The 21,547-nt window shown below is 41.1% G+C and carries 24 protein-coding genes; 2 read left to right on the forward strand and 22 right to left on the reverse strand.

Annotated elements, in window-relative coordinates; all coding sequences use genetic code 11:
• A partial coding sequence (locus KAH81_07295) for a hypothetical protein (GenBank protein ID MCK5833458.1) occupies positions 1-1,526 on the reverse strand: 1,526 nt, incomplete at its 3' end.
• Between the two features lie 163 nt (positions 1,527-1,689).
• On the opposite strand from KAH81_07295, the gene KAH81_07300 reads away from it, so the two are divergent.
• Positions 1,690-3,417 (forward strand): PAS domain S-box protein, encoded by a 1,728-nt coding sequence (locus tag KAH81_07300; protein MCK5833459.1) that lies wholly within the window; start codon positions 1,690-1,692, stop codon positions 3,415-3,417.
• Positions 3,418-3,533: 116 nt separating this feature from the next.
• Complete coding sequence (locus tag KAH81_07305; GenBank protein ID MCK5833460.1) at positions 3,534-4,229, forward strand: hypothetical protein; 696 nt, start codon at positions 3,534-3,536, stop codon at positions 4,227-4,229.
• Positions 4,230-4,234: 5 nt separating this feature from the next.
• Here KAH81_07305 and waaF read toward each other — a convergent pair whose 3' ends face one another.
• The 21 genes from waaF to KAH81_07410 all read right to left on the reverse strand — a co-directional run bounded on the left by waaF (position 4,235) and on the right by KAH81_07410 (position 21,276).
• Complete coding sequence (gene waaF / locus KAH81_07310; protein MCK5833461.1) at positions 4,235-5,263, reverse strand: lipopolysaccharide heptosyltransferase II; 1,029 nt, start codon at positions 5,261-5,263, stop codon at positions 4,235-4,237.
• 39 nt (positions 5,264-5,302) lie between these two features.
• Positions 5,303-5,821, reverse strand: a complete 519-nt coding sequence (locus KAH81_07315; protein MCK5833462.1) for a Gx transporter family protein — start codon at positions 5,819-5,821, stop codon at positions 5,303-5,305.
• Positions 5,805-6,176, reverse strand: a complete 372-nt coding sequence (locus KAH81_07320) for a NusG domain II-containing protein (protein MCK5833463.1) — start codon at positions 6,174-6,176, stop codon at positions 5,805-5,807. The genes KAH81_07315 and KAH81_07320 overlap by 17 nt, the downstream gene beginning before the upstream one ends.
• On the reverse strand, positions 6,164-7,162 hold the full coding sequence (gene amrS, locus KAH81_07325) for an AmmeMemoRadiSam system radical SAM enzyme (protein ID MCK5833464.1): 999 nt from the start codon (positions 7,160-7,162) through the stop codon (positions 6,164-6,166). Before amrS ends, KAH81_07320 begins: the two co-directional genes overlap by 13 nt.
• Positions 7,155-7,754, reverse strand: a complete 600-nt coding sequence (locus KAH81_07330; GenBank protein MCK5833465.1) for an HAD family hydrolase — start codon at positions 7,752-7,754, stop codon at positions 7,155-7,157. The genes amrS and KAH81_07330 overlap by 8 nt, the downstream gene beginning before the upstream one ends.
• Positions 7,744-8,763: a glycosyltransferase family 9 protein gene (locus tag KAH81_07335; GenBank protein MCK5833466.1), complete on the reverse strand. Its 1,020-nt coding sequence runs from the start codon at positions 8,761-8,763 to the stop codon at positions 7,744-7,746. The genes KAH81_07330 and KAH81_07335 overlap by 11 nt, the downstream gene beginning before the upstream one ends.
• A 27-nt stretch (positions 8,764-8,790) precedes the next feature.
• On the reverse strand, positions 8,791-9,555 hold the full coding sequence (locus tag KAH81_07340; GenBank protein MCK5833467.1) for a tetratricopeptide repeat protein: 765 nt from the start codon (positions 9,553-9,555) through the stop codon (positions 8,791-8,793).
• Positions 9,555-10,049: a peptidoglycan-associated lipoprotein Pal gene (gene pal / locus KAH81_07345; GenBank protein ID MCK5833468.1), complete on the reverse strand. Its 495-nt coding sequence runs from the start codon at positions 10,047-10,049 to the stop codon at positions 9,555-9,557. The genes KAH81_07340 and pal overlap by 1 nt, the downstream gene beginning before the upstream one ends.
• 86 nt (positions 10,050-10,135) lie before the next feature.
• Positions 10,136-11,455 carry a Tol-Pal system beta propeller repeat protein TolB gene (gene tolB / locus KAH81_07350; GenBank protein MCK5833469.1) on the reverse strand — a complete coding sequence of 440 codons (1,320 nt, stop codon included), beginning with the start codon at positions 11,453-11,455 and terminating at the stop codon, positions 10,136-10,138.
• A gap of 6 nt (positions 11,456-11,461) precedes the next feature.
• The gene (locus KAH81_07355; GenBank protein MCK5833470.1) at positions 11,462-12,079 is read right to left on the reverse strand and encodes a cell envelope integrity protein TolA; all 618 of its coding nucleotides are present in this window, start codon (positions 12,077-12,079) and stop codon (positions 11,462-11,464) included.
• A gap of 3 nt (positions 12,080-12,082) precedes the next feature.
• Positions 12,083-12,493 carry a biopolymer transporter ExbD gene (locus KAH81_07360; GenBank protein MCK5833471.1) on the reverse strand — a complete coding sequence of 137 codons (411 nt, stop codon included), beginning with the start codon at positions 12,491-12,493 and terminating at the stop codon, positions 12,083-12,085.
• Positions 12,494-13,174 (reverse strand): MotA/TolQ/ExbB proton channel family protein, encoded by a 681-nt coding sequence (locus tag KAH81_07365; GenBank protein ID MCK5833472.1) that lies wholly within the window; start codon positions 13,172-13,174, stop codon positions 12,494-12,496. It lies immediately after the preceding gene.
• A 79-nt stretch (positions 13,175-13,253) separates the two neighbouring features.
• Complete coding sequence (locus tag KAH81_07370) at positions 13,254-14,819, reverse strand: Rne/Rng family ribonuclease (GenBank protein MCK5833473.1); 1,566 nt, start codon at positions 14,817-14,819, stop codon at positions 13,254-13,256.
• A 19-nt stretch (positions 14,820-14,838) separates the two neighbouring features.
• Positions 14,839-15,609, reverse strand: a complete 771-nt coding sequence (locus tag KAH81_07375; protein ID MCK5833474.1) for a DUF116 domain-containing protein — start codon at positions 15,607-15,609, stop codon at positions 14,839-14,841.
• Positions 15,606-16,529: a methionyl-tRNA formyltransferase gene (fmt, locus tag KAH81_07380; GenBank protein MCK5833475.1), complete on the reverse strand. Its 924-nt coding sequence runs from the start codon at positions 16,527-16,529 to the stop codon at positions 15,606-15,608. The genes KAH81_07375 and fmt overlap by 4 nt, the downstream gene beginning before the upstream one ends.
• A complete protein-coding gene (gene def, locus KAH81_07385; GenBank protein MCK5833476.1) occupies positions 16,526-17,062 on the reverse strand; it encodes a peptide deformylase in 537 nt (178 codons plus the stop codon). Before def ends, fmt begins: the two co-directional genes overlap by 4 nt.
• A complete protein-coding gene (gene yajC, locus KAH81_07390; GenBank protein MCK5833477.1) occupies positions 17,055-17,363 on the reverse strand; it encodes a preprotein translocase subunit YajC in 309 nt (102 codons plus the stop codon). The genes def and yajC overlap by 8 nt, the downstream gene beginning before the upstream one ends.
• 42 nt (positions 17,364-17,405) lie before the next feature.
• Positions 17,406-18,137: a ComF family protein gene (locus tag KAH81_07395; protein ID MCK5833478.1), complete on the reverse strand. Its 732-nt coding sequence runs from the start codon at positions 18,135-18,137 to the stop codon at positions 17,406-17,408.
• A complete protein-coding gene (lgt, locus tag KAH81_07400) occupies positions 18,134-18,970 on the reverse strand; it encodes a prolipoprotein diacylglyceryl transferase (protein ID MCK5833479.1) in 837 nt (278 codons plus the stop codon). The genes KAH81_07395 and lgt overlap by 4 nt, the downstream gene beginning before the upstream one ends.
• Positions 18,971-18,972: 2 nt before the next feature.
• Complete coding sequence (uppS, locus tag KAH81_07405) at positions 18,973-19,707, reverse strand: di-trans,poly-cis-decaprenylcistransferase (GenBank protein MCK5833480.1); 735 nt, start codon at positions 19,705-19,707, stop codon at positions 18,973-18,975.
• Positions 19,708-19,830: 123 nt separating this feature from the next.
• On the reverse strand, positions 19,831-21,276 hold the full coding sequence (locus tag KAH81_07410; protein ID MCK5833481.1) for a T9SS type A sorting domain-containing protein: 1,446 nt from the start codon (positions 21,274-21,276) through the stop codon (positions 19,831-19,833).
• Positions 21,277-21,547: the final 271 nt, after the last annotated feature.

Below are 21,547 nucleotides of genomic sequence, written 5' to 3' on the forward strand. Positions count from 1 at the left end.
TCCTTGATGTAATATACTCCTGATGTCACGTCGCCCGAGGGCTGCCAATACTGCTCACCGCTTTGATCGGCAATGTTAAACGCATCGACGAAACTTCCACGTATATCGAATATCTCTACCCTTGCACCCACTGGAGCTTCTATCTTGCACACTGAATTAAATGGGTTCGGACTGACTGACACAAGTTTCGCAAGTTCGGGGCGCTCCGCACTATCGACATACATAGGTCCGGCGGGAAGAATAAACTCGTCGATACCATCGGATGCAACAAAAGTAAAATCAGCCCCAAAGCCATGATAACCCGGTATCTCAGCTGAATACCAGATTCCAGTGATCCACCCATAAGGTCCTTCGATTTGATCTTTTTGTAAATGGTATGTTACTCTTCCGAGTATGTCCAGATTTACATATTCAGGTGGGTTTTCATCAGCATCTTGATACGTAATACCGACTTCGGTAATATCCAATCCTGCATCATAATTTACATATGGCCCTGTTAATACAGGGGGCGTATTTGGCGCCGAAGGCGAGGATTTCCATTCTGCAATTGGGTTTTTGTAATAGGCATGACCGTTTTTCATTTCATCGGCCATATAGAAATGGGTATTCAGAGCCCAAATATAGCCCCATATATGAAGATGCATTGTTTGTGCAGATACATTAAGATAGCGTTTATCATTTGGCCATGTGCCAAAATCTGCATCGCCAGTGAGGTCGCTAATCAGGCATGAAACAAACATTGTCTCGGCAACAACCACTATTTCAGCATCACCGATAGCATATATATTTGACATATCTACAACTTTCAAAATACCCGGAGCCAATTCAACACTTCCTCCACCAATATCAGGTGGGTTTGCCGCCCTACATTTCGCAATTGAATAAAATACATTGCTAGTTGGGACAGCCGGATTGTTTATCGAGAAAAGGTATCCATAGTTATCGTCATAAAGGTCAACAATACCGCCCCAACTTTCGCCGTCGGTTTCCCTATAATCACTATTGGTCTTGATAATGATCCCATAGAATCGAGTTGAGGAAACACAGAAGCCGGCTTTAATTATATCGAGCCAGTCTCCGCCACCATAAGCAGAGGAATCGATTCCCGCAGGATCATCCCACATAGTGTAATAATTTATCGGGAGCCTGCATGTAGAAGTGCCTGTATAAACTGGCGTTTGACCACCCCATGTTTCAGCACTCTCAAAATAGAAACGCCAATGGGCATCTCCTGCTATGGATGGTGTTGCAGCCGTGTATCTATCTCCTTCATCGAGGATAGCATTAACATTCGACCATGAATTCTGCCCATCCGTGGAATAATAGAGTTTACTAATCGAAATAGGACTGGTTAGCTCAGAGGCATATCGGAGATCGCATTGCCCATTAAGAGGATTTGCGGTTCCTCTAGCTCGAACGCCAAAATCATATTGAAAAGGCGGAATGCTATCCGAAGGGGAAACAGCTAACGATATGCTCAATATAAAAGCAATTAAAACGCTTAGTGTAATCAGTCTTAGGTTCATCTTTTCCTCCCTTTTGGTTCAAAAATTCTATCAAATATACTTTTTATTTTTATGAACGCAATACAAAATTAAACGAAGCCAATTTAAAAAGCAAGAGAACTTAAAGGTATTTATTTATTAATATCATTGCTATTGATGGGGTATTCTTATATATTTTCACATTATGGAAGAACAAATAAACAAACAGATTTTATCGTTAAAAAGAGAGAATGAAAAAATTAAAAAGTTGGTTGAAGAACGCACCAATCAACTATTGAGTTTTTTCGATATTACAACGCGTGTATTAAAATCCGATGACCTGGATGAACAACTTACTTTTATTGCAGACGGTATAACCTCTGCATGCCTATTTCGACGAGCTATAATATCCCTCTTTTCTTCTGATTTTAAGCGACTAGATGTTGGGTATAGTGGTTTAAGTGAATTGGAGATAAAAGAGCATCATAACAAGCCTTCTATCCCGAGTAGCCTTTGGCAGGAGGTTCTTTCCGAACGCTATCGAGTCAGCAAATCTTATTTCATTCCAAATGGCGACGATCTAAATACTAAATTAGGCGGAATTAGAAGCACTCAAGAAGAGAGGAGTCTAGCAGGAAGTTGGAATCCATCGGATATGCTGTTCATTCCTCTTCGTAGCGCTAACGGAAAACTACTTGGAGTCATCTCTGTGGACGATCCTCTCGATGGCGACTTCCCTTCTATAGAAAGACTGAAGGTTACAGAGCTTTTCGCGCAAGAAGCCTCCGAAATAATCGAGAGAAGCGATTTAACACGCAAGTTCTTTAAAATGCAGCAATATCTTATGCGACTCATAGAATCATCTACGGATGTTATAGTCTCATCGGATTTCGATGGTAAAATAGTTATATTCAATAACGGTGCAGAAGGGATATTAGGCTATACTCCACAAGAGGTTATAGGCAAACCGATAACAATCCTTTATGAATCCGAGGACGAAGCCAGAAAGATAATGCATCTCTTGAAGGAGAATGACGGCAAAGTTCAATCTATTGAAGTAAGTGCTCGAGCTAAAGACGGATCCACTATTCCTTTAAGCCTTTCAGCGGCTTTACTTTATAATGAAAAAGGTGAAGTCATTGGAACAGAAGGAATATCCAAAGATTTAAGACCTTACAAGGCTCTTCAACGACATATCGAAGAGCTAAATAGGAAAGAAACCATAAGGATAGTAGCTGTCACTCTATCTCACCATATTAATAACTATATCCAATCTATGGTCATCTGCGGTCAAAATATTGAAGAAGTGATCAATGATAGCAAAATCGATTTTTCTGATGAAAAAACACGAATGGATATTTCGGAATATCTTTCTGATTTGAAGCTCAACGCCATGAGGATATCTAAGCTTACTAAGATACTTGTCAATCCCCCCGAGGAATTATCGATTGACGAATACCTCGATGGCATAAAAATGCTTCAACTTCCAAAAAATTTGGGAATCAGCTTCGAGGTTCATCATCATGAGTTTTGCGGGATAGATGGAGTTTGTCCAAAGATATTGGTTGCAGATGATGAGATGACTATTCGAGAGGGTATTGCCGATTTCCTTCGTGCCCATGGTTTTCTCGTGGATACAGCCCCAGATGGCGCTCAAGCTATCAAGAAAATTGAGAAAAAATCTCACGATTATTTAGCTGTTATTAGCGACATCAAAATGCCTTTCGCGAATGGATATGAGGTTTTCAGAGCTGCAAAAAAAGCGAATCCTAATCTTGTTGTCATCCTTATGACGGCATTTGGATACGATGAAAACCACGCTTTGGTTAAAGCTTCGCGGGAGGGATTGAAGGCCAGGCTCTTTAAAGAAAAACCTTTCGACATGAACAATGTCTTGAAGGTTCTTCGAGAGACAATTGCCGAAAAATACTGAAATATTGAAGTATTATCATTCTCAAGAAAAATGTTATTTACAATTCTTGCTTTTTAAATAAATATGATGTATATTTCTACCTCAATAAACCAACTGAATAAAGAAACTATTAGATTATGTCAACCGAGACCGGAAAAGTATCGATTTTAAACGACGAAAGCCTTGCTCTAACACTTTGGAATCTTGAATTAGCCCGCCTAACCGGTACCCCTAATGACAAGAAACTCGTCAATGTAGCACTTAACTGGATAATAAAGCGTCAAAAAGACCCAGGGCGCTACGGTCTTGGTTTTGCAGCGCCTACAGAGGAAGATTATCGTTCCGCAATTCTCCCTACAGGAGAAAAGCTTAATTCACGTGCAGGAACAGCACATCTTCTTGGAGAAGAAGCGTTATGGGCGCTTTCCAAGTGGCTTGGACCCGGTAAAAATTCAGTGAGAGAAGGGCTTTTAGGTATGCTCGGTCGTGCGCGCCGTTTCAGGGCATACTCCGATCGAGGAAGGTATTGTTGCACAACCTGCAGCCTTTCGCTTTGGCGAGCATTAGCCGCTTCGGAAATGCCTGAAGGGATGCCTTTCCTCGAAAGAGGACTTACAACACTCAGTCTTTCACGTGACGGCAAATTAGGATGGAAAGGGTTTCAATTTGCATATACGATATTCGCATTAGCGAGTTTAGAACACACACTTGCGGATAGCGAGCTTATATACGCTGGCGGAAGAATTGAACGCGCTTTGAAGTTATTGCGAATTTCTCGTGATCCCTATGGCCTCAGAAGACTTGGATATGAAGCCGCTTTAAAAAGAATTTAAGAGGGTTATTTAGCTACAGCTTTGGCAACCGCCGAGACTACTCTATCTGGAAATATACTTACCATACATCCATGGTCACCACGAGAACATTCCATTTTCCCATGAGTGCCACATGGCCTACAGCTAAGTTCGATAGGAGGTTCGAGTATGGTTACATTTTCCCCATAGGGAACAAAGCCAAACTCCGGCACCGTTGGGCCAAAGATGCTAATAACCGCAGTTCCAGCAGCCGCAGCAATATGTGCTGGACCGCTATCGTTACCGATAAATGCCTTGGATTGGGCTATTATAGTTGCCGATGTTAGAATGTCCGTTTCGCCTGCTGCTGAAAATGCCATGTCCCCAGCCTTATCGACAATCTTTTCACATAGGCCAATATCCTTAGGTCCTCCAAGAAGAACCACACCTTCGGCAATCTTCTCATCTAAAATACCTTTGATGACTTCGGCATATAGATCGGGCGGATACCTTTTTGTGCCCCAGACACTACCCGGAGCAACTGTAATAAATGGTTTTTCGATTAGACCAAATTTTTTGAGAATAGTATTCGCCTTTTTTTTGCGCTCCTCCCCTGGGAATATCTCCAATTTGTGGGGCTTTGGGTCATGTCCTAAAACGGTCAGTAATTCGAGGAGTCGTTCAGGTTCAGGCATATCTTTCGGTTTCTCTACTTTTTTTGTGTAGAAGAATGATCCCCCCGATTTTGAAAAACCAATTCTCTCAGAAATACGAGACATAAAAGTAATGAGTCCGGTTCTGAATGATCGATGCGGAAGAATTGCAATGTCGAAATGCCGGGTAATAAGATCGTTAACTATCCCAAAATGTGTAGAGAGTTTGGTGTCCGAATTTCTTTTATCGTAAACCATGATCTCATCGATGTTTGGGTTACCATCAAAAACATCTTTGCCATCGGGAGTTGTGAGGACAACGATAACGGCCTCATCTCCGAAGGCCTCGCGAGTGCGCCTTATTAAAGGAGTAGTTAAAACGCAATCGCCAATGAACGCAGTTTGAACAAGTAATATTCTCATAGTGTTCTTATCATAAACCTTTTAAATCGATATGGCAAGTTAAATCTCAATCGAGCGAATATTTGTCCTCGATAAAACTAGCATTACGATAAAAGCCACTATTATTCCAGAGGGAATCGATGGCAAAAGAACAAGCGGTAATAGACTAGAGGTGATCGAGAGGTTATGAATCATCATTCCAGCAATAAGAAGTTGAGTTAGCGAATGAGCTATAGCACCAAAGATACTTACCCCAAATATCGAGAAGCGAATCTTCGAATATCTAACAGCTATCATCATTACTGCGGAAGTTATAGAGGCCGATAATGATATAATAAATCCCGGGGAACCTATGCGTCCTAGCAATAGTGATCCCAAAAAGACCCTTCCAACAGCAACAATAATAGCTTCGAGTGGACCTACAGTAAACATAGCCAATAAAGTAGCGCAATTAGCGAGGCCGGGTTTCATCCATGGCATAGGTTTTGGGATTAATTCTTCCACAACCCATAAAACAGTCCCCAATGCCATAAATATAGACGAAAGAGCTAGGCGGCGGTTATCATCGCGTTGTTGCATCGAGTTTGGTCCCCCCTCCTTCGATAACAATCGCATTCTTGCCGGGCGCACAAATAATCACCATCCCCGGGCGGGAAATCCTACCCATGGATTTGCATATTCCTTTCGGACAGTGCGTTTCATCAACAAAAACCGAGCCGTTTTGGGCACTTACAATCCAGGGGCCGTTATATCCATCGACCACTATCGTTGTGTCTTTGTCGATCGGGAAATTAGCTACGAGCGTATTCTCATGGTATATAGACACACTTCCACTATTTCCTGCAAATTTGTAAACAGGTATTAAGGCTATTATTATAGCGAGTATAATAGGGAATAAATCGAACAGTGAGGGCCTTAACCTTATCGATTCCACTTTCCCTCGATATCGACCTGCCTATTGCATTTTTGGCATTTGCCAGCGGAAGTTATTCCTACTGTTTGGCTGCAAAAACCCTCTCTCGATACAAGAAGGTTTCCGCATTCAGGGCAATATGTGTTTCTTCCGTAATTCGTTATTTTATTACCGATATAAATATATCGAAGCTTCTCTTTAGCTATCTCGAAGGCTCGATAAAGCGTTTCGTTGGGTGTTGGCGCTAAGTCTAGCTTATAAGCGGGATGGTAGCTAGAAAAATGAACAGGAATTTCAGGATTTATTGAAGCAATGAAATCAACGAGTTTTATTATCTGCTCCTCAGAGTCATTCATACCGGTTATAAGTAAATTAGTTATCTCCAAATGAACATCTGAAGCGGCAACACGTTTTATTGTCTCGAGCACCGGTTTTAATTTGCCACCACAAATGCTTCTATAAAATTCATCATTCATCGATTTCAGGTCAATATTCATAGCATCGATTAAATCAATAAGCTCTTCGAGAGGCTCCTCGTTGATAAAACCATTAGTGACCATGATATTCTGTAAACCTCTCATCCTCGCCAATTGAGAAATATCTCTAACGAACTCGAAGGCAACTATCGGTTCTGTATATGTATAGGCTATCCCTACTGAAGACTCACTTAATGCCTCGCTAACAATCATTTCTGGTGTAATGTGGAGTGTTTTGCCATCCTCTTGAGAGATATGCCAATTCTGACAAAAACTGCACGAAAAATTGCAACCCCTAGGGCCAATAGATAGAACATCCGATTCCGGGAAAAAGTGATACAGCGGTTTTTTCTCAATAGGATCTACAGATACAGAGATAACTTCATTGTAAGATTTGGCTATTAATTCTCCGTCAATATTCTCCCTCACGCGGCAAATCCCCGTTTTTCCTTCCGCAATAAGGCATTTATGCGGGCAGAGCATGCATCTAATGTTTTCTTTTTCTGTTTCCCAATACTTGGCTTTATACATCTTCTTTTCCTTTGACTTTGCCGATAATATAGCTTACAGATGAGGAAATAGTATCGAAAACGGCAATTGCTTCGTTTTCTCTAAGCTTAGCTTCGCTGATAACACCCTCCCCTGTTCTAACAAGAATTGGTTCTGCTCCGATATTTCTGGCCAATTCTAAATCACTGATTTTATCACCTATAACATAGCTTTTCCTTAAATTAATGCAATGCTCATTAGCCGCAATTTCAACCATGCCGGGATTTGGTTTTCGGTTCCAACAGTCCTTTCTAAATTCTTTGACAGAAGCATCAGGATGATGAGGACAAAAATAACTAGCATGAATAATTGCATTCCTATCGCGTAATCTCAAGATAACTTTGCTATCTACCTCTCTAGCGGTTTCCATGGAGAAAAAGCCTCGGGCAACCCCGGATTGATTGGAGACCATTATTACTTTTATACCAGCCAAGTTGAGTTTATGGATAGCCTCGATAGCTCCAGGTAAAAACTCTATCCTATCAGGATCGTCGATATAACCAATATCGACAATAATAGTCCCATCCCTATCGATAAATACTACACCATCCCATCCTCTTCTATTATTTTTCATTACCCCTCCCCCAATTAAAAATACCGAGAACCGCATCAAAAACAATATCAGGCGATAAAGCATCCATACATTCTCTATTTTGTGGTTTACAGCGACCATTTCCATAAAGCGAACATGGACGACACTTAATATCAAGACCAACTATCTTCATTCCAGCCCAATCAGATGAATAGCCGAGAGACTCGTGAGTCGGCCCGAAAATCCCAACAGATGGAATGCCTAAGGCTTCGGCTATATGAAGTGGGCCAGAATCGTTACCGATAAAAACATCAGCAGAGGCAATACATCCCATCATCTCTCTGATTGTCGTTCCATAGAGGCAAATAAAATTTTTATAAGGAACTTCTTCGAAAGACGCTACAGTAAAACCTCTATCTGTTAGCATTTCTGCCAAACGAGCAAATTTTTCACCCCCCCATTTTTTAAGATCCCATTTAGCACCGGGATGAATTACAGCAATCGGTTTATTATCGTTATTCTTAAAGAATTTACTCCTTACTTGATTCAATTCTTCCTCGGTAACCATCAAAGAAGTGGTGTTTGAAGAACCGCTAATCCCTATTCTCTTTAGCGTATTAAGAAAGCGATCACGGACATTCGGAAGTCCACTGGCGCCAACCTTAAACTTGACAATCGAGATTCTACGTAAAGTGTGTTTTTTGACTTTTAAAAAGGGAATATTTAATCGGTTGCGAAGGACATATGAACGACCATTAGCCTGAAGATCCACAATGAGGTCAAAGCGTTTTTTTGACAGAGAATCAACAAAATCCAAATATGCTTTAGAGTCTTTACGAACTTGCTCAGGTAAGGTTATTATTTCACACCGAGAGGTGTGGTTTTCTAGAATCGAAGCGAAATCTTCTTTGAGAAAATAGGTTAAACGCGCTTTTGGGAAATTAGCTCTTAATGCTTCAAGCACAGGTGTTGTGAGAACAATATCCCCAAGAGAAGAAAACCTTACAATGAGAATATTCTCATATCTCTTTTTTTTAGAGGCATGAAACATATTACCTGTGTATAAAAATACTGTGCCTTATTTAAGCTCTTCGAGACGTTCTTTTGCAAGCTCTGCTTCGGGAGTCGATTTATGGCTTTCGACTATCTTATTATAGTAATTACTCGCCATATCAATTTGATCGAGCTGTTCATAACATCTCGCGGCCTTGTAAAGCGCCGATGGAACTAATTCGCTTTCAGGCCACTTACGTGTAACTGTCAGGAAACTTATAGCTGCCTCCATAAAATTGGCCTTAGCTAAAAGAGCTTCCCCTATATTATATCGAGAATCATCTGCGCGAGAACCATTTTCGAATTGCTCTAAATAGGATTCGAACCCCATTACAGCAAGATCATATTTGCCCTGATTTAGATCGAGAAGGGCAGTCGAATATAATTCGTCGCCTCGCGCTACCGGTTCGATAGCAACAGAATCAGAATCCATTGATACTGTGGTTCTTTTATCTATATCGTTCTTGAGTGATTCAATTCTATCGGTGAGAGAATTAACCTTAAAGCCAGAATCGCGCATTATAGATTCAACAATAACCATCTCTTCTTGAAGAGAGCCCATGTTCGAGGTATTCTCCGCTCTTATAGCACGCAAAAGACGAATATTTTCTTCCAATAAAGAATCGAGCCGCGCAATATTTCGAGCTTGAAACTGGTTTGTCACACTCAACGAGTCCATCTGATACTGAAACTCTTTTATCTCAGCCCTGGATGCACATCCAAAAATAAAAAACGCCACGAGGAGCGGTATAATTACCGCTCCCCAGAGAATCTTGAAGTTTTTATTCATTATTCGACTTCTAAAAACTCACAACGACGATTTTTTTGCCAGCAAGTCTCAGTAGATTCTTTGCACAATGGACGCTCTTCGCCATATGAGCGTGTAGATATTCTCGTAGCCGCTACACCGTATTCATTGAGGTAATTCATAACAGAACGAGCTCTTTTCTCGCCGAGCGCCATGTTATATTCCTCAGTTCCGCGTTCGTCGCAATGGCCTTCGAGAATAACCTTAGCGCCGGGGAATTTCATCAATTGCTCGGCATTATCGAGAAGTCTAGCAGCTTGATCCTCGCGGATATTGTATTTATCATAATCGAAATAGACAATTCGAAGCTCTATCACCGGTTCCGGAACCGGTTCGACAATAGGCTCTTCGATAACAGGTTGCTGCGGTTCTACCACTGGTGGTGGTGGTGGCGGCGGTGTTTTTTTGGGACATCCCGCAATGAAAACTGTCAGTACCATAAAGACCACAAACAGTAAGATCGAAGTTTTTCTCATTCTTTCCCCCTCTTTTGGGTTTTTTCTCCAAATTCTAATGAAATATAGGACTTACTTCTTATAAATCAACAGTATTTTCAACAAAACTAATCGAACGACCACCGATATCTTGAAGACCAGGTCGGTGCAGTATTCGTACCTCTACTTGTTATCCTCCGGACATCTGTTCCATCCCAATTCATAGTATAAAGCTGATATCGTCCGGTTCTGTTACTCGAAAACACAACATGGTAACCATCTGGTGCCCAGTATGGATTTTCGTTACTTCCTACACTGGTAACATATACCGGGTCTCCATAAGCTACATTTATAACCGCAATCTGAAATCCCTGGTCTGTTCGAGAAGTATAACAAAGCCTATCTCCCTTCGGAGACCAATCGACACCATCATTATATCTTCCCTCATATGTAACTCGTCTGCAATGAGTTCCCATTACATCCATAATATAGACTTGCGGACTTCCGCTTCTATCAGAAGTAAACGCAATCTCTCTGCCAGTCGGTGAAAAACTAGGAGAATTTTCTATAGAATATGGTGTAAAAGTGAGACGCGATTCCTCACCGGTTCTAACATCCATCAAGAATAATTCGGAATTTGCATCGGATATTCGGGAATAACAAATAGTACGACCATCAGGAGACCATGTGCCGGTGATATTTGGCCCCGGGTGTTCTGCAATAATGCTTTCACGTTCTTTATAAATATCGTATATATATAAATCTGGATTTTCGTTTTTATAGCTTGTGTAGCTGATTTTATCGCCCCCGGGCGACCAGTCGGGGGATAAAACTATCGAAAGCGATTCTGTAATTCTGCGTTGAGCATAACCATCGTAATCACATATGTAAATATCTTTGTTATCATCGCCCCACCTATTTGAAATAAAAGATATTTGAGTCTGTGCAACACCCTCTTCACCGGTCAGCGCCTTGTGAATATCGTCGGATATTCTATGCATTAGTCTTCTAGCTTGTACAGCATTTGCAGTATAGTCGTGTTTATATAATTTAGCCTTGGAATTCACTGAATAAAGGCCAATCTTGACCGATACTCTCACTCCGTCAGTGTCAAACTGACCAAGTGCAATAGCATGCGCGTTAATACTCGCCCACTCGAATGGGTCCATATCCTTGGGATTTACTACATTATCTTGTGGATACAGCGCAGAATCAATAACATCGATGAAGGGCGAAAAACGGAGATCATTTCTCAGGACACTCGAGAGTATAGCTATTGTCGAATCCCACTCGGCACCATAGTTATCGAATCGAGGAACAAAATTAGGCACTGCAAGCCTTACAACTCCACTTCCGTAATCGGAAATCTTAAGATAGGCATCACCGCTTTGCGCGAGAGCCATGAAGCTTGCAAATAGAACTAGAAATATAAAAAGCTTTCTTTTCATTTTATCCTAAAAATTATGTGCAAATTCAAAATGTATTCCTAAATGATCACCAGTATAATCGGTTGGGAGTTCCGGAAACGGGACCGATGATAAAACCGTCCTCAATGACTGCTGGTCGTAGGAGGACATACCGCTTCGTTTCTCTACTTTAGCTCCTTCTATCTCTCCGTTTTTCAATATTCTGAAATAAATGGTCGTTTTTAACTGCGCTGAAGTTGCTGGTGGTACCCAGTTCCTATATACTTTCATATATATCAAATTTAAATAGAAATCATCATTAAATGCCCCATCGACAGTTATATGCCCCTCTCCTGATAGACTAGTTTCCTTTGGTTTAGCGACCGGTTGTTCAGTTTGTTTTGGCTTTGGTTTAGGTTTAGTTGTAGTTTTAGGTTTAGTTTTTGGAATAGGCTTGGCTTCGATAACTTCTTTTGGTGCAGGTTCAGGGTCATTTTGTGGTTTTGTCTCAGGAGTTTTTATTACTTCTGGTTGCGGTGCCGCTAATATCCTAACTGAATAGACCTTTGTCGGTGGTTCTTTGGGCTTAGAGAAAGCACTCACAAAAATAAAAATGAGAATAAGCAAAATGTGGCTTGCGTAGCTAATAATAAGCTCGCGGCGCATTATCTATCTCCCTTTTTTTTCGGGCGCAGCCACAAGCCCGAGATTCTCTATATCGGCATCTTTGATATAACTGATAACTCTCATAATAATACCATAATTAACCCCCTCATCACCCTTGAGCGAAACACTTCCGACTCTCCCCCTTTGTTTTATTTTACTGATTTCCTCTGGGAAGGATTCGATTGAAACCTCCGTTTTGCCTATGAATATCTTTGAGTCTTTTGTTACAGTGATCGTAATTGTCGATTCGTCCTTCACTACTGCAGCTGTGGATTTTGGAAGCTTCACATCCACTTCGGCGCGCATCAGTGGCGCGGTAATCATGAAAATAATAAGCAACATAAACACAACATCCATCATAGATGTAATATTCATCTGTATCTGTGTCTTATATCTTTCCTTGAAATTGGGCATTTATAATTCGCGTTTTAGTTGGTTAACAAAGCGTTTACTGAAACTTGAGACATCACCGGCAATAGCTCTCATTTGTGAAGTAAATATATTAAATGCTATCACGGCTGGGATTGCTACTAGAAGCCCCGCGATTGTTGTAATAAGCGCCTCAGCAAGACCGGGGGCAACTACGGCAATATTCGCGCTCGATTGACTTCCGATCTCCCAAAAACTCTGAGTAATACCCCATACAGTGCCAAGTAAACCGAGAAATGGAGATACGCTTGCTGTCATAGCAAGAAAATCGACACTACGCTCTTCTCTTTCGAGCGCCTCCTCGACAGTAGCCTCGGCGCATTGTGTAAGACCCTCGAATAAAGCCGCTCTCGAGCTTTCCTCGATTTTAGATGATCCGGCAAAAAACTGAGGTCCCATTTCTTGGCGTATATTCTCAATAACCAGCGCAATTGGATGATCGCGCATTGGAAGATTAAGGCGCATTATCTCGACTCCCCTATGGTTGCCGATAAGCTTCATAATCCTTTGCCCTTTTTTGGTTAATTTGCTAAAGCGACGGATTTTGCTAACTATAATGGCCCATGAATAACCGGATAATCCTAAAAGAACAAGTAGAATAAACTTACCGAAGAAACCGGAGTTCATTATCATTTGCCATGTGTTACCTATCATGGACCCGCTCATTGTCAACTCCTAAACAACATTAATTAAACGCCATAACATTCAGTAAATAAGAAAGTTACGATTTATATACTAGCGATTTTCATGCCATTCCATTTGTGTTGCCAGTAAACTCGTCTGTCATCTCTTCACCAGTGTCGGCATCCAGAATGATATAATCATCGGGACTCAATACCGGATCAGCAAAGCATTCCAGGCGCACTTTGTATGCCGCCTCGAGTTCCTTGAGGCGTTCAGCTTTTTCTGCGAAAAGCTCCCCTGCTACAACCGGATGAACAATAATGATGAAATTCTTAGTTCTCGATGAAACTGCACGCATAAGCCAACGTTCTATTCTTGCAATAATAGTTACCGCTGAGAAAACGACACCGAGACCTCCACATGTAGGGCATGTATCGGAAATCCTCTCGACAACGCTCTGCTGGACTCTCTGACGTGTTAAAATAACAAGCCCGAAATCGTTCACATCGAGTATCTTATGCCTAGCCCTGTCATCGGACATTGCTTTTCTGAAGGTATCAATTAATGTTTGGCGATTTTTCTCGTATTCCATATCGATAAAATCGATAACAATGATTCCTCCTAGATCGCGAAGCCTTATTTGTCGGGCTATTTCGTCCACTGCAGCAAGATTAACCTGCAGAAGATTATCTTCGTAGGTTTTTCCTTTTCCGACGTTCCTACCTGAATTTACGTCTATCGATATAAGGGCTTCAGTATTGTCGATAACAATGTAAGCCCCTTTTCTAACCCAAATCTTACGCTTAAGCATATTCTCTATTTGAGTTTCGACATCGAAGGCATCGAAAATCGGCTTTTTTCCCCTATAGAGTTTTATTCTATCTTTAAGACTTGGAACGACCTTTTGGGTATAAGCCTTGATTTTTTCATATTCCGTTTTTGAATCCACCACGAATTCGTTCATATCCATAGAGAAAAGGTCACGCACCATCCCTGCGGCCATCCCAGTATCTCTATACATAAGCGCCGGGGCCTCGAACACTTCTGTTTTTTGCTTTATCTTGTCCAAATCCTTAACAAGATACTCCAGATCTCGAGCTAGAGCTTTTTTATCCTGACCTTCGGCGACAGAGCGGCCTATAAGACCCGCTCCCTCGGGTTTCATATCGCGAATAATTTTTCTAATACGATAGCGATCTCGCTGAGACCTGATTTTTCTAGACACGCCAACATGTTTCTGTCCGGGCATCAATACTAGAAAGCGCCCCGCAAGGCTGATTTCAGTAGTGCATCTAGGACCTTTAGCCCCCATAGGTTCTTTCGTTATTTGAACCAGAATTTCATCGCCCGCAGTGAGCCATTCTTTGATATTGTCATTTTTAAACTGGCTCCTTTTCCGAGGACGAACTCTTTGTTGGCTATCTTCTTCTTCTTCTATCTCGCTATCGGAAAACGGATCATATCTGGCAACATCGGAGATATGCAGAAACGCACGTTTCTCCATACCTATGTTTATAAAAGCCGACTGTATTCCCGGAAGAACCCTTTCGACTTTGCCCTTATATATATTCCCCACCATACGGCGTTGGTCAGGTCTTTCAACAAGCAATTCAACTAATTTGCCGTCTTCGAGTATAGCAATACGAGATTCATGAACCTGTTTATTTACAATAATTTGAGTATTCATTTTTAATAATAACCTTTTATTAAGTGGTATGTTCGCTTAAGCGAACATTATTTGTTAAACTTTCCAATAATCTTTCTATTTCCCCAACATCAACTGTAGTATCGAAACATGGGCCATTAGGGCGTTGGTTCGGAACTCCGAACACCGGTATGGGATGAGAATCGATTATCCCGGAAGATAGATCTCTTCCGCACGCTACTGCAACAATTAGCGTAGGCCCATAATCGCTCACAACCTTACGGGCGAGCGTCCCACCGGTAGCCACTCTTATAGCCGAAGTATATTTATCTCCAAGTTCTGCAATTTCCGCAATGACACATTTACCGCAGCGTTTACAATTCTCTATATCGTGAGTTATGCGCCATTGGCATTCGTGAAATTGTAAACAATGAGGTAAGAGAATAAGAATCCTTTCTGTCGAAAGACGCTCACGCTGCGCCCATAATAGTGCATTGTTAGCATCGACAAAAGCTTCCATAAGATTTATTTTCTCAAAACCGAGTAATCCTCCGAGTTCGAGGACTACTGGGAATAAAACCCTCATAGTAACAGATTTACCATTATGAGGGTAGAGAACATCAAATCCGGTAAATGCAGTGAAGGTTATAAGCAACAACCCGCCGCCAACAATTAATATACCGAGCCCTAAAAGTGCCCAGAGAACAATAACCAAGGTGCTAATAGATCTTATTCTTGGATAAATCAGATACATCGTTGCCAAGGAAATAGCTACAACAATCATAAAAGCCAACCATGAAAGACCGATAAATAGTCCCTTGCGGTTCTTCAAGCAAAAACCTCCCCTAACTTCAATTTACACCCACATAAAAACGATCCACAGTCCATTGCTTTTTTGCCCGGAGCTTGAATCTTAAGAATCTTTAAAGCCCCTTTGCCGCATGCAACAACTAAAGCGGTTTTTGCATCGCACTCAATTATTTCGCCCGGTTTGCCTGATTTTTCTATAGGCAGAGCTTTGAGTATCTTATATCTTTGTTCGTTCAATTCCGTCCATGCTCCAGGAGTAGGCGATAATCCTCTAATTAAATTATGGAGCATATAAGCGCTTTTATTCCAATTTATTCGGCAAATCTCGGTATTTAGCTTTGGAGCTTTCGTGGCAAGCAAAGAATCCTGCTTGAAACTTTTATAATGACCTGAACCAACCGATTCTAAAGATTCTAATAGCACTTCGGATGCAACTGGAATAACCTTCGAAAAAAGCTCTTCATAATTCTCATCGAATCCCACAGGAATAGACCTCGATAGGATAATTTCACCGGTATCTACCTTATCATCGAGAAGAAATGTTGTTACACCGGTTTCCTCACAACCCTCGATCAATGCCCAGCGCACAGGTGCAGGGCCTCTTAGTTTAGGCAATAGTGAAGGGTGAACATTCAAGGTTCCAAGGCGCGGAGCTGTAAAAACCCTTCGAGGAAGTATTTTAAAGGATACTACAACACCAATATCGGCATTCAAATTTTTAAGCTCAGCAGCGAAGCTTTCGTCTTTTAGGTTATCTGGAAGGAAAAGCAGAAGGTCTTTTTCCATGGCCAGTTTTTTCACTGCTGTTGGGACAGCTTTATGCCCGCGCGAAACGGGTTTATCTGGAAGAGTAACCACACCAGCTATTTCATGCCCTGCAGAAATAATAGAGGAAAGCATCGAACATGAAAACTCAGTTGTCCCAAAGAATAAAATCTTCATGTGGCGTTATATTCCCTAGCAATTCTTTTAAGTTCTTTACTCAAAAGAGCTTTCTTTATTTGTGGAAGGTGGTCGATAAAAACAACCCCATTTAGATGGTCTATCTCGTGAGATAGAATTTCTGCAAGCATGCCCTCTCCCTCGAACTCGATCTCTCCTTCGCCGTAAATATGAGTCCTAACCTTGACCTTAAAGGGTCTTTCAATTTTGATATACAATTCAGGGAAGGACAAACAACCTTCCTCATATAATACGGTATCCTTACTCGTTTCTAGTATCTCGGGATTAATAAGCGCCTTTACCTCCGAATATTCATCTTCTTTTGGAAAAGCAACAAGGCAAATTCTTCTGTCACTGTTTACTTGATTTGCAGACAGCCCCAAACCCTGATGTTCATTGAGTTTTTCGAGCATTTTTTCAATAAACCTAGAAGTTTCTTCTGATTCTGGATTTTCGACTTCGATTGTCCTTTTCCTTAGAATTGGATTACCCCAGTAACAAAAGGTGAGTTTATTTGGATACTCGTCAGGCATTCGTTTCGCCAACCTTACCAGAGATATATGTTTTCCCAACTTCCGCTTTGAAATTTTCACCGAATTTCAGTGTAATGATATCATCTGCTACTCCAATTACCGACCCAATGAGACCACCAGCAGTGATAACCCTGTCGCCTTTTTGAAGCGAGTTGATCATCGTGTCGTGTTCTTTCTGTTTCTTCGATTGTGGCCTTATGAACAGAAAATAGAACACAACAAAGATTAGAATAAACGGCAAAAACGACAGAATAGGATTACCCTGTGGAGCACCATCCGTCTGACCTGTTACTGCTGCCATTAATGATATTAATGCGTTTAGCATATTGAACTACCTTTCGTTTTAGATTTCATGTTCTAGTGATTGTTCGAGTTCCGGAGAAGCTATAGACACTGCGAATTTAACATTCCCTCCGGCTGATTTAACCGTTGACGCCAGCTCTCGGGTAGTGGCGCCGGTTGTTATTACATCGTCGATAATGACGAAAGTCCTATTTGTTAGCTGAAGTTTTGCCTCAAAAGCGCCGGAAACATTATTCTGACGTTCCACGACATTAAGTTTTGTTTGCGTTCCAGTATTTCTAATCCTCTTGATAGCCTTTCTCTCCACATATATACCAAATTCGCTACCCAACCTCTCAGCGATTATTTCGCTTTGATTGTAACCCCGCGAGCGTTTTTTTACCGGATGAAGAGGAACAGGTAAAAAAGCATCCACACCTTCGAAAAGTTCTATGTCCAACAATTCAGCCATTACACTTCCTATATGATGGCCAACGTCAATTCGACCACCATACTTCAATAAATGAATCATCTCACGCGTAATCTCATTAAAATGCAACACTGGCAAAAGAAAGCAATCCATTTCTTCACCACAATTGGGACATCCAGTCGTTTGTTCAATGATTTTTCCACAATTTGAGCATCTCGCGGTAAGATTTATCTCAAACTCAAAACCACACTTCTTGCAAATAGGACCATCTTCTGTTCTAACACCGCACAATGCACATGAACGAGGGAAAAATAAATCTCTTACACCTGTTCCCATAGCTTTTATTTCACTAAGAACACTCAATGCTTTTTCCTCGCCCGCGATGACCCAATTACAAACATAATAGCGCTAAAAAATAGAAGCCCAAATAGGATTATCTCATTAACTGTCAGCATAATAGGGCCAACATAACCAATTATCTGTTCCACTTCGTAGGTTCTGAATTGATCGACGGCAAAACGATCTATCGAATAGAAAATAAAAACTAACCAAGATGTGTAGCCATCGAAATAATGCCATCTCTCCATCCATAAAACCACAAAAAACAGTATAAAACCGGCAGCCGAGGCAATTAGTTGCGTCGGGATCAATCCCGTCATAGTTGTTTCAGGATGTGCGTGGAGAAACTGATCCCAGTAACACCCCGCCGCGCCACCTGTGAAAATAATCGATAGTGGCCCATCTGTTGGACGGCCATAACAACAACCATTCAGGAAACAACCTATTCGGGTAATGCCAGCTCCCAAAAGAAAAGTGGGCGCTATAACATCAGCAACTTTGTAGAAATCAAGCTTCCTGATTGCCGCATAAATAGCCACTCCAATAATAACTAAAGCTACACCACCCATCATAGAAAGGCCAGCAATACCGAATCCACCCGGGCCATGAAAGGGATTGATAACATCGAACCAGTTACCAGTGAATTCATCGAGGTGGAAAACAACATACCATATCCTACTTCCCACTATCGCCGAAACAACCACAACAAAAATAAGATCATACAAGATATCCGGATTAACGCCGAACCGCTTACTCCTTTTATTTGCTATTATAGTTGCTAGTATCACGCTTATAGCAAGGGCGAATCCCCATGACTTCACTGAAAATGGACCTATAGAAAATATCTCTGGATGCACTATTACTCTCTTCCTCCAAAACGCCTATTTCTTTTTGCATATTCGACAAGCGCCCGATAGAATTCGACTTCGTTGAAATTAGGCCAAAAAACATCAGTAATGTAAAACTCAGTGTATGCAATTTGCCATAGCAAAAAATTTGAGATGCGCAATTCACCACTCGTCCTAATTAGCAAATCAGGATCGGGGATATTGGCAGTATAGAGGTGTTTTCTAAATAACTTTTCGTCAATAGAATCTAACTCGACATCTCCAGATTTGACCCCTTTCGCGATTAGCCTCGCAGCCCGAACTATCTCCTCTCTAGCACCATAGTTTAAAGCTAAGTTTAGTATAAGCTTGTCGCTGCCAGAGGTTTTATTAATGACCATCTTAAGAGCTTTTCGTTGTGCAAGTGGTAAACCATCGAGATCACCAGAAACCAGAACCTTAACGCCTTCTCGCTTTAACTCGGCAACCTCACCAAAAGCCGATTCGGAGAGCAATCTCATAAGAGCGCCAATTTCAAATTCTGGTCTTTTCCAATTCTGAACGCTAAAAGTATATAAAGTAAGGACTTTCACTCCAGCGTTTCGAGCAGTTTTAACTGCTTCTTTGGCCGCTTTAACTCCCGCCGCATGCCCATCTTTTACAGTTAAACCTTTACTTTTAGCCCATCTGCCGTTACCATCCATTATTATCGCCACGTGCTCGGGCACATTGCCCAGGGTTTTCAATTCTTCCCGAAGAAGTTCCATTTGTTCATCAACAATACGAGTCATTCTACCTTTCAAATAGAATATTCAAACATAATTAATTAATATAACGGAAGATATAGTAAAACGCAAGATAAACCGAATTGTGTTTGAAGATTAGACCTTTTATTTAAGAAGAATAAATGATGACGAAGTAACTCGACTGCCATCGAGGACAAGCTCGGCAATATATCTACCGCTTGGAAAACCCGCTAAATGCAATGGGATTTTATTATCACCGCGATAAATTCGATAATTAGCGACTGGAGTCGAAGTAAATCTCCCCGATTGATTGTAAATGTTAATATCGACAGAACCACAACGATCCGAATCAAAGATAATATTACCAGAAGAATTAAATGGATTTGGATAAACTGCAATATCGGGGTTTTCTGGAACGAAGTATCGAGCCTCTCGGACATACAATGAACGGATTTCCCAATATTTTGCAAGTATCATATTTGCAAAATCGGATTGAAGAGCAGCAAACTCTATTAAATCGATTCGAGTAATGCTGTCTCGATCTATCTCAGAATCTATTCTGGCCTGTATCATCTCCTCGACAGATGAAAAACGGTCGAGTATGTCCGCAATCGCATAGGTATCAATAGTAAATATGCCGGTATATACCAGCGATTTAAGTTCGATAGCAAGATCACAAAGCGAACTCCCATCGGGACCGTAAACACTGGGGGGAAGACCTCTCGCTTGAACCCACAAAGGAATCGGTATAGTATTTATAGGCTGCCCAAGATATTGCCACATCGTTGTAGGAATATTAGAATTGTTATTGCCAACTATAATCGAGGCACTCGTTGTATAGTATCTGTTTATTGTGTAACGTGCCTCAATAACACCATTAGGATATGTGCCAAAAGAAAAATCAAACGGCAATGGATAAGGATCGATTTCCTCGGTAACTAGATCGCGAGCAAGACCGAATATTAAAAGCTGTGGCGAAATAATCTCCGCTGTGGATAAAATAAATTCTGCCCTTGTTCTCCGCTCCATACCAACTCTATCAAAAACCGAACCAGAATCAGCATAGTTTGTGCGAACAATAAAACCATCGGGATCATCAGAAGCATCGTATTTGAAATAATAATCTCTTCCAGCTTCAAATAAAACCGCGGCTCCGGTCGAGTCGATAAGAGCATAACAATGCGTCGAACGCCGAATAGAAATGTTTGTGCTATCGAGATATTCCTCAAACTGATTTACATTACTAAAATGCCCTAAAGCATGGAACATAATATGCCCATCATCATCACCCAAAGTAACCCAAGACCCTTGGTTATATGTATCCGTATTTACTATCGCTAAACCAGCCTCATTAACACCCGACCAAGCACGGTCTGTCTCGCCCTCGTAAACATTGGCAATAAAATGATAGGACTCAGAATCAAAATAACGAACCTCTTGATGTTCGTTAGAAACATCGCGATTCTTCCAAAGCAACGCGCCATGAGCATCGCTAGGAGCAACCACTGTAATTGTGCAAGAAAACGCCGCGACTACATAAAACAATAACAAGCAGATTGCAAATGTAATTTTATCCCATCTGTAATTCATATCATGCTAAATATAATCAATCAATAAGCTATCGTCAATTAAAAACAATACCTGCCACTTAATAAATAAATCCCAAATGCAGTAAAATAAATAAGATAAATCTAGTTCCAAAAATTTACAAAAAAAAGCGCTGGCGCGGGTAGTGTGGGAGGTTTGGAGGGGATTTTTGCGCAAAATAAATAAAACCGCTATAAATCGATCCTGTTAATAGCAAAAATCGTGACAGCGCTTTTTATCCTAATTAAACGAAAGGAGTGCAAATTAACATTTT

The organism is bacterium, from assembly GCA_023145965.1.
In the GTDB taxonomy this organism is placed as follows: Bacteria; UBP14; UBA6098; order UBA6098; family UBA6098; genus UBA6098.

What these genes read in the sequence shown, in the direction of transcription:
- KAH81_07300 (MCK5833459.1), top strand. Translation starts at nt 1,690, where the DNA reads ATGGAAGAACAAATAAACAAACAGATTTTATCGTTAAAAAGAGAGAAT.
- KAH81_07305 (MCK5833460.1), top strand. Translation starts at nt 3,534, where the DNA reads ATGTCAACCGAGACCGGAAAAGTATCGATTTTAAACGACGAAAGCCTT.
- waaF (MCK5833461.1), bottom strand. Translation starts at nt 5,263, where the DNA reads ATGAGAATATTACTTGTTCAAACTGCGTTCATTGGCGATTGCGTTTTA.
- KAH81_07315 (MCK5833462.1), bottom strand. Translation starts at nt 5,821, where the DNA reads ATGCAACAACGCGATGATAACCGCCGCCTAGCTCTTTCGTCTATATTT.
- amrS (MCK5833464.1), bottom strand. Translation starts at nt 7,162, where the DNA reads ATGTATAAAGCCAAGTATTGGGAAACAGAAAAAGAAAACATTAGATGC.
- KAH81_07330 (MCK5833465.1), bottom strand. Translation starts at nt 7,754, where the DNA reads ATGAAAAATAATAGAAGAGGATGGGATGGTGTAGTATTTATCGATAGG.
- KAH81_07335 (MCK5833466.1), bottom strand. Translation starts at nt 8,763, where the DNA reads ATGTTTCATGCCTCTAAAAAAAAGAGATATGAGAATATTCTCATTGTA.
- KAH81_07340 (MCK5833467.1), bottom strand. Translation starts at nt 9,555, where the DNA reads ATGAATAAAAACTTCAAGATTCTCTGGGGAGCGGTAATTATACCGCTC.
- pal (MCK5833468.1), bottom strand. Translation starts at nt 10,049, where the DNA reads ATGAGAAAAACTTCGATCTTACTGTTTGTGGTCTTTATGGTACTGACA.
- tolB (MCK5833469.1), bottom strand. Translation starts at nt 11,455, where the DNA reads ATGAAAAGAAAGCTTTTTATATTTCTAGTTCTATTTGCAAGCTTCATG.
- KAH81_07355 (MCK5833470.1), bottom strand. Translation starts at nt 12,079, where the DNA reads ATGCGCCGCGAGCTTATTATTAGCTACGCAAGCCACATTTTGCTTATT.
- KAH81_07360 (MCK5833471.1), bottom strand. Translation starts at nt 12,493, where the DNA reads ATGCCCAATTTCAAGGAAAGATATAAGACACAGATACAGATGAATATT.
- KAH81_07365 (MCK5833472.1), bottom strand. Translation starts at nt 13,174, where the DNA reads ATGAGCGGGTCCATGATAGGTAACACATGGCAAATGATAATGAACTCC.
- KAH81_07370 (MCK5833473.1), bottom strand. Translation starts at nt 14,819, where the DNA reads ATGAATACTCAAATTATTGTAAATAAACAGGTTCATGAATCTCGTATT.
- fmt (MCK5833475.1), bottom strand. Translation starts at nt 16,529, where the DNA reads ATGAAGATTTTATTCTTTGGGACAACTGAGTTTTCATGTTCGATGCTT.
- def (MCK5833476.1), bottom strand. Translation starts at nt 17,062, where the DNA reads ATGCCTGACGAGTATCCAAATAAACTCACCTTTTGTTACTGGGGTAAT.
- yajC (MCK5833477.1), bottom strand. Translation starts at nt 17,363, where the DNA reads ATGGCAGCAGTAACAGGTCAGACGGATGGTGCTCCACAGGGTAATCCT.
- uppS (MCK5833480.1), bottom strand. Translation starts at nt 19,707, where the DNA reads ATGGAACTTCTTCGGGAAGAATTGAAAACCCTGGGCAATGTGCCCGAG.
- KAH81_07410 (MCK5833481.1), bottom strand. Translation starts at nt 21,276, where the DNA reads ATGAATTACAGATGGGATAAAATTACATTTGCAATCTGCTTGTTATTG.